This is a genomic window from Paenibacillus koleovorans NBRC 103111 (assembly GCF_004000845.1).
In the GTDB taxonomy this organism is placed as follows: Bacteria; Bacillota; Bacilli; order Paenibacillales; family NBRC-103111; genus Paenibacillus_AA; species Paenibacillus_AA koleovorans.
On record NZ_BIMA01000193.1, the window covers coordinates 1 to 8252 of the forward strand.

At 54.5% G+C, this 8252-nt stretch carries 5 protein-coding genes, 1 pseudogene and 1 riboswitch; of the genes and pseudogenes, 2 read left to right on the top strand and 4 right to left on the bottom strand.

The annotated features are described in order from the left end of the window. On the top strand, positions 1-216 hold a 216-nt coding region (locus tag PKO02S_RS32990), incomplete at its 5' end, for a hypothetical protein (RefSeq protein ID WP_218033977.1). Here PKO02S_RS32990 and fdhA read toward each other — a convergent pair. From fdhA to PKO02S_RS31150, 4 genes and pseudogenes are all read right to left on the bottom strand, one after another. Beyond that, positions 205-1405 (bottom strand): annotated as a pseudogene (gene fdhA / locus PKO02S_RS31135) (formaldehyde dehydrogenase, glutathione-independent). The gene PKO02S_RS32990 and the pseudogene fdhA overlap by 12 nt on opposite strands. A 172-nt stretch (positions 1406-1577) precedes the next feature. After that, on the bottom strand, positions 1578-4151 hold the full coding sequence (locus tag PKO02S_RS31140) for a hypothetical protein (RefSeq protein WP_127589043.1): 2574 nt from the start codon (positions 4149-4151) through the stop codon (positions 1578-1580). 347 nt (positions 4152-4498) lie between these two features. Then, positions 4499-5449 (bottom strand): HD-GYP domain-containing protein, encoded by a 951-nt coding sequence (locus tag PKO02S_RS31145; RefSeq protein ID WP_127589045.1) that lies wholly within the window; start codon positions 5447-5449, stop codon positions 4499-4501. A gap of 73 nt (positions 5450-5522) precedes the next feature. Continuing rightward, complete coding sequence (locus tag PKO02S_RS31150) at positions 5523-7394, bottom strand: flagellar assembly protein A (protein WP_127589047.1); 1872 nt, start codon at positions 7392-7394, stop codon at positions 5523-5525. Between the two features lie 87 nt (positions 7395-7481). Further along, positions 7482-7569, bottom strand: a riboswitch (cyclic di-GMP riboswitch). A 225-nt stretch (positions 7570-7794) separates the two neighbouring features. On the opposite strand from PKO02S_RS31150, the gene PKO02S_RS31155 reads away from it, so the two are divergent. Further along, on the top strand, positions 7795-8157 hold the full coding sequence (locus PKO02S_RS31155) for a helix-turn-helix domain-containing protein (RefSeq protein ID WP_281280490.1): 363 nt from the start codon (positions 7795-7797) through the stop codon (positions 8155-8157). The last annotated feature ends 95 nt before the right edge of the window (positions 8158-8252 follow it).

Here is an 8252-nt window from a genome sequence, read left to right on the forward strand (position 1 = left end):
ATTTTCGTGCTTAGAGGTGGCGGGAAAGCTGGATTTGCTGCTGTAAGGGGTCTGAATGACAAGCCACCTAAGAGTTACTTTCATAACGCTATCTGCGAACGGTTGTACCTGAGCCCTGAGTGGGCTACCCCAAACAAAAACAACGCCAAAAAACCGCAAATCCCCTCTGTGAAGAGAGGATTAGCGGTTTCCGGCTATATACGATTAGCGCACTAACCCGTGCGGGTCAATCACGAACTTCTTCGAGGCGCCGCGGTCGAACTCGGTGTAAGCGCGAGGCGCTTCGTCGATCGAGATGACCGTCGCGTTGACCGCCTTGGCGATCTGGGCGCGGCCGCTCAGAATCGACATCATCAGCTCGCGGTGGTATTGCATAACCGGCGTCTGGCCGGTGACGAACGTGTGGGACTTCGCCCAGCCGAGGCCGAAGCGAATCTTCAGCGTGCCTACCTTGGCGTCGGCATCGACGGCGCCCGGGTCGCCGGTCACGTACAGCCCCGGAATACCGAGACGGCCGCCGGCACGGGTGACCTGCATGATCGAGTTCAGCACGGTCGCCGGAGCTTCCGTGTGGCCATGGCCGTGGCCGTGCGCTTCGAAGCCTACGCAGTCGACGGCGCAGTCGACTTCCGGCGAACCGAGGATGGCGTCGATCTGCTCGCCGAGATTGTCATGCTCGGCCAGGTTGATCGTCTCGCAGCCGAAGCTTCTCGCCTGGTCGAGCCGCGCCGGGTTCAAGTCGCCGACGATGACCGTCGCGGCGCCGAGCAGCTGCGCGGAGTGCGCGGCGGCAAGGCCGACCGGACCGGCGCCTGCAATATATACCGTTGTGCCCGGACGTACGCCGGCGCTGACAGCGCCATGGTAGCCGGTCGGGAAAATATCCGACAGCATCGTCAGGTCGCGGATTTTCTCCAACGCCTGGTCTTTGTCGGGAAATTTCAACAATTGGAAATCGGCATAAGGCACCATCACATATTCGGATTGCCCGCCTAACCAGCCGCCCATGTCGACATAGCCGTAAGCGGAGCCCGGACGATCGGGGTTCACGTTCAAGCAGACGTTCGTGTTGCGCTCTTTGCAAGCCCGACAACGACCGCAAGCGATGTTGAACGGTACCGAGACGAGGTCGCCCTTCTTGATAAACTCGACGTCGCGTCCAACTTCGATGACTTCGCCCGTAATTTCGTGCCCGAGCACAAGACCGGTTGGCGCCGTGGTCCGGCCGCGCACCATGTGCTGGTCGCTGCCGCACCACTTTCAGAATAACGCCGTGCTCGCATTTTCTTCCCACGTTCAGCGGGTTGACACCCGGACCGTCCCGAAGCACCAGATCCGGATACGAGATGTCCCTAACCTCAACTTCGCCTGGCTTGACATACACTACCGCTCGATTCCCAGCCATCCCACTCATGCTCCTTTCAAAATCGACAGTTTTTGAAAGCGCTTCTATTTTGTATGTGCGGGTTCCCTATGACGGCGCGCTATCGCTAATTATAGCACTTACCGGAGAACCCGCCCATAGCATTGTTCCATTGTACGATCGAATCTACCTTTCGGCGAGCCTGCACGCGCCATCAAATAAAAGCTAGTCGTCGGGTTTCACCTGGTTCAAGACGGACCTCCTCCGAACTCGGCGCCGCTGCCTGACAGTCGGTAATTGCAACCGCAAGTCGGCCCTTCGTCTCATTGATTATGACCAGAATCCGGTCCTGCACAATGATCTCCAGCCCTTCGTCTACTTCCAGCGCCTGGCTCTGGTTCTCATGATCGAGCTCCAGGACATAGCGACAGGCGTAGTAGTACGCCGCTCCGGCGGCAGCGCTGCCGTATCGGATCGCAGCGTCCCGGGTCAGCCGCTGACGGCCTTCGAACAGTTGGACTGGACCGCGTTGCGGGTGGGCGTCCGCGGTCCTCTTCTCCGCCTGTCCCCATTCCCCGCTCGCCGTGTACGAATAGCTGCTGTCGCCGTTATTAACCACGACCAGGTAGCCCGCGGTCTCCAGGATCGCCAGCCGCTCTTCCTGGACGGAGAGCAGCCGGGTACCCTCCGCAGCCGCTGCAGTCTGCCAGGCGGCGGCGCCTGGCAGCGCGAGCGCCACGAATACCGGGAGCGCCGCTGGCGCATCAAAGCTCAAATCCGTCCGAGCCTGCAGCGTCAGCACATCCTCTACGCCTTTCCACTTCGGATATTCGTGCTGGTTCAAGTAGGTCATCCCGGCCGAGCCTATCGTCACGTAGCCGATCTCGTCGTTCACATTGACATAGGAAGCAGAATTATATCGGTCCAATTGATTCGGCTCCTGGCCATAGAAGCCCCGGTATGCTCTCGTCTCCGCCGGCGTGATGAGCCGCTTCGTCCCGGAGGCGAGCTCCGGCAGCGCGCTGTACCGCTCGTTGCGGATGCCGATCATGCCCGTCGACAGTCGGGCGATCTCGCAAGACTGCGTGATCTCGATATGCTCCACATATACGCTGCGGCCGTCCGGCAGCGAGACGAACCCGACCCGCTGCATAAGTTGGCCGCTTGCGCCTCTGCGGACTTCGGCCGTCACTCCGAAGCCGTCCTCGTACACATGAACATGCTCCCGGGTCGTGTCCAGGCACACGGAAGTGTTGTGAGCTTTCCCGTCTTCGCCTGTACCGCCGCCGCCGTCGGAAAATTCAACCTCGCCGGTATAGCTCGCATACAGCGGCGTCACGCTCCACATGGCCCCGCGCGGCAGCGTCAGCGCCATAACATGACTCCTCCAGCTGAAGGAGGAGAACGCTTCGTCGGTGCGATGCGTGACGATACTGCCGTACGGGTAGTACCGCACGCCGTTCATGCGCTCGCGGAATGAGTCGGGCTCGCTCGGCTCGACACAAGGCGGTCCGTACATGTGAAGCAGATAGGCGATCGCGACGCTGAACGCTGAAGCAAACTCCATGTCGACTGCCGTCTGGTAGCTGGAGGCAACGACGATGCAGGACTCGCCGTTCTCTTCGAGCATGCAGCCGCGCGTATTGCTCGCCTGGATCTTCTCGATATATTCGAGCGAGCGCCGTTCCAGCAGTCCTGCGTCGGGGTCCCGATGCAGGACGTTCATGAACGCATGCCCCACGATCGCTTCGTGCTGGCGGTTGTACCACCAATCCTGCCCCTGCACTGGCACCGGATAGCCGTCGAGCAGGCTCCAGCCCTTGATCGTCCGCTCGTACATCACTTCATTGTTCAATGTCAACGCCTCCGGGATCGGCTCCCCGCCCATCAGCAGCAGCAAGGCGTACGAGCCGCGCAGCGAAATCCCCGCGAACATGTACGAGGGGTGGACGAATGCGTGATTCTCGGAAGTAAAATCGGGATGGAACGTGGTGGTGGACACCTGAGGCCGTCTGAGCAGCTGATCCTTCACCGTGCTGACGGCATTGATCGACCACAGCTCGGCGGCTTCTCGCCACGCCGCGTGGTTCGGGTGATCGGGGAACAAGGCGACCGCCGCGCCGATGCCGGCCGCCGTCCAGGCGTTCTCCTCGCATTGCGTGTCGTAGTACACCCCGTTGCGCGGGGCTTCCCCGAATGACCAGCGGTCCGCATAATAGACGAGTATACTCTCCATCATCCCTTTGGTCTCGTCATCCAGCTCGTCCCACAGCAGCCAAGCCGTATAGGCAATCGCAATGATGGTCGTCCCCGTCTGGCTGGAGCGGAAGAAATCGTCGCCGCGTCCGCCCCACTTCAACCCGCTGCAATAAGGGTTGCGTCCTGTGACCCTGACGCATTCCTCCGGCCCGGTATCGTGGGTGAAGCCCAGATAGCGAAGCGCCTGGATGGCCTTCCCTTCCATCTCCTCTCTCGGTTGACCGGTGAGGGAGGCGTCATAGTCGCCCAATCGGGCGGCAATCGCATACACCATCGCGGTATACGCGGTCTCCAGCTCGTACCAATACGCCCCGCCAAAGAAGTGCCCGGCATTCGGACGCTCCGGCCATTCCTTGAACTGTTCGTCGGCATACCGAATCCAGCGCAACAGCACGCGATACATGCGGTCGGTCAATTCGTTCTCTTCGGTACTCGCCGGCATCAGCGGTCGGCATACAGGCGGTTGGCGGCGGATAGCCGTCGCATCTGCGGTCGGTCCGTTGAACATTTCCTTCCGGGTCTCGGTCATTGTACACAGCTCCTCTACGTTTGGCTTACGCTTCTTGAGACAGCTTGCGGAATTCACCAGGCGGCATGCAGCTCCATGCTTTGAACGTCCGGTTGAAACTTTGCACGGTGGAGTATCCCAGCCTTTCGGCGATCCTTCCCTTGAATTCTCTTTTATTATAACGGCCTTCGCGAAGAGAGTATACAAGTATGTAACAACTATGGTGGACATAAAAAAGAGCCACCGACTTCCGTCGATGACCCTCTTTTCGTTCGCCGCATGACCCTCTTTTCGTTCGCCGCGTTACTTGTATACCTGCTCCGCCGTTTCATCCAGGCTCCCCGCCAAGTCGGCCCCTTACTGCAGCCTTATACAATCCTTTCCAGAAAAACGGACTGATCCTTGCTTAAATCAATATAGCTGCCATTCACTTCAACGAGAGGGTGAACCGGGTCGTTCGGACTGACCATAATAATCTTCCCTTCATGTCCGTTGGACAACACCACGCTATTGCCGACCAGCATCTCCATGATCCGCTTCACGAAGATTAAGGTTGTCGACGGCTCCAGTGAACCGTAAGCGAACTCCGACATCTCTTGGAGCACCTTGTAGAACGGAACGGGATTTTTGTAAGCGCGTTTGGAGATCATGGCGTGGAACACATCGGCAACCGCCACGATTTTGCTAAAGGGATCGATGCTGTTCCCCTTCAAGCCGTATGGATATCCGCTGCCGTCCTCCCGTTCATGATGCTGAAGCGCAACCAGCGCGTGCCGATGCGAAATGCCCGATGTGCTCGCGATCAATTCGTAACCGAAAACGGTATGGTTTTTGACTTGAGTAAATTCCTCGGGCGACAGCTTCCCCGGCTTGTTAATGATGTTGTCAGGGACCCTCACCTTTCCGATATCATGCAAGAAGGCCGCGGAGGTCAGCTCCGCCAATTCCGGCGCAGGCAGCCCTTTGGATTTGCCGATTACTCTTGAAATGAGCGCAACCCCGATGCTATGCCTGTACGTATATTCATCATGCAGCTCCAAATGAGACAAAATGTGTTTCAAATTCGGATGGCTGCACATCTCGGTTACGATCGGAACGATCCTCTCGCGGAGATGCTCGAATGGAATTTGATCGGTGTTCCTCACCTTTTCAAACACAATTCGGATTTCCTTGATGGAAGAGTTGACGAGCTGTCGGATCGACTCCGGTTCAACATCGTCTTCATTCAGTACAATATTTTGCTGCAGGAGCATCTCAATCTCTTTGCGCGTGAGTACGGATTGTGCGGGGAGGACCAGAACCCCGAGGCTGTTGTACATATTTTTGTTCACCCGATACCCAACATACTGATCTGGACCAGGAAGACATTCCTTCAACCTACCCACCGCTTTCTCACCTAGTTAAAGTTCTTTGCCTCATGGTATTCGCATCGAAGGTCTTGTTCTCAACCAGGTCATCCATGTCCATGCAATATTTCCCTACACACACCCGTCCGGCGTACATTTTCTTCACGGTCACCTGTCTCTTGGCCTTCAGAAATGTGTTCACTCCCGTTTGTCCGCCTACAATTTTCGCAGAGATCACGCCATCCGCTTCCAGCTTCGCTCCCCGGCACACCGATAATTCCTGCTGAAATAAAATATTGCCTGCCGAGTATAAGTCGCTTAATAACACCCCGTCGCCTTTTATGATAATATCGCCATTCGACTTAAGCTCGCTGTTGTGGCATTGGTTGATCATAATCTGCACTTTCTCTTCCTGCATCCGGGCCACTTCCTGGTGTGTCTCGCTTAGCAAGGCGAGGAAGCTATGGAAGAAGCTGTAGGATGCCGATTCCAGCAGCTTGGTAGGCATGAAGAACAGAGTAGACATCTCCATCAGCTTCGTATACTCGTCCTTCTTGATATGTTGAATGTTCGAGATTACCGCCAACAGCTCTTTTACGGCATCAGGCATCTCTTTAAATTTGCTCTCCATCAGCACGAGGACAATTTGTCCGAACCGTATCGTCTGCTTTCTCGCTTCGATGGTTTGTTCCAGCATTCTGGCGGCGGCGAGCAGCTTTTCGATTTGTTCGCTTAATTGCTTCGAGGTGTTGTACAACCGGTTGAACATCACGCCGAAATAGCCCGAATAAAACTTACTCCCCATTACATTGCCTCTGACATGAATACTGCCCGTTGCCGTTATGGTCGCGTTGAACACGCTTCCGTACACATATACGTTTCCTAACGATTCCACAATCATCTTATCCGTAATGTTCCCGTACACAATCACGTCTCCGGAGAAGACGATGTTCCCCGTCTCCATATCCACATCCCCTGGGACGATGTAGGCGGTTGAAATGTCGAACGTCTTGATGCGGCTTCCCGTAATTCTAGGTCTGCCTTCTTTCTTGGCTCTGATCTCTCCCTCCGGTGTCAATTCCACCCCCGATTTCGCAACGGCGAAAATATCTCTTGCCGGTGTCGGCATGAGCACATGTCCGTACACGTCATATCCGGGAATCCCATCCACCATGGGAATTTTTCTCGCTATCAGTTCCCCCTTCTTAACCGACGGTATCCGCAAATGATTTCGAAAATCAATGCTTCCTCCGATTTCAAAAAACTGGCTCTCCACTTGCTCCGAGAAATAGATTTCCATTTGCGCATCTTTTCCGGGAACGGCCGCCTTCCCTTTCGCAACTACAACCGGCTGATAGGTAGGCTGCATCAATTCTTGCTGGACGGCGGCCAGATCCAGATTCGCTTTGATCGTCTGCTGCTCCAGATTGGCGGCCACATCGACCAGATGTACGGTCTCCAGTACACTCTGTTTATCTTCTTCAGCCGTAATGATTATTTGAGCCATGGACTCGGTATTGACCAGTCGCCATGCGTAGCGCTCTCTAGAGGACAGATGAAAATACGCGGTCAGCTTGTCCACGGAGACATGAACCTCGTATAAAGCCTTTTCTTTAATTTCCCAATGTATGCGATCTGATGATGTCACCGGGAACTCTGAGTTCATTTGCACATTGTTGATGATGAGCTTCACAGGAGCGACAGCGCTGATGACCGGCAGCTTCCCGCCATTCGTCGGGTCATGAACGATAATTTTTTGTTCTTTTACTTGGATAGTGCCGTCCTGTCCTGATCTTTGTTCAGCTTGTGCATGTTCTCCATCCGATGTCCATTCCGTTAGCGAATCTACTTTCAGCTCATCCAATCGAAGTTGTTTGATCAGAAGTGTCAATTCATTTTCGGAAATTTGCTTTCTCATTGAGAACACTCCTCACCTCCGTTTAAATAAATTCGTGTAGATAAAGAAAAACATCATCCGAATGGATGATGTCGCAAAAACACCCATTTCGGCGGCTTGGCGACCATAGAGCAAAACGCCCCTTAGGTCCATAGCTTTGCGTCCCTCTTTTTCAAAAGGTTTGCCTTTATCGTCTGAGAAATGACTTATGTTTTAGGACTTTGGAATTACTTGATGTGTGCTTAAACGCCTATTTACATGTTGTGTCACACCTATTATATTCACAATACGCAAACTTTTCAACAACATGTTAAATTTTGGTGAAAGGTTTTGATATTTTGTCGAATCCATCCTTTTCACCGAAAAAGAGTGCTATAATTAGAGGTTGCGAGTAAAATTTTGTATTCGGAGGCAGCGGACTGTGACGTTTCAAGAACGATTGCGACGAGCCAGGAAAAGGAAAAAAATGACCCTGGAACAAGTGGCCGAACAAATCGGCGTAGCGAAAAGCACCTATGCCAATTATGAATTAAATTATCGGGAACCGAGTGTCGCGACCATCCAATTGCTCTCGGTCGTCTTGGAAACGTCCACGGATTATTTGCTCGGCGTATCCAACCGCGAAACTGCGAATCCGCTCGAAACCAATGCCAAAATTTTACTGCAAACGGAGCAGCTTCATTGGGACGGGATCAAGCTGGAAGAAGAGGACTTGAAGTCCATTCGAGATTTTCTGGAGCATTTGGCCGGCTGCAGGAGAAACCAGCAATCCTCTACATCCTGAACTTAAGAGAGTTGGGATTGACCTCATGCTGGATATATACGAAAACCTCTGGAGAAGAGCACTCCAGAGGTCCTTGGTGGTTGAGTCACGTTAGG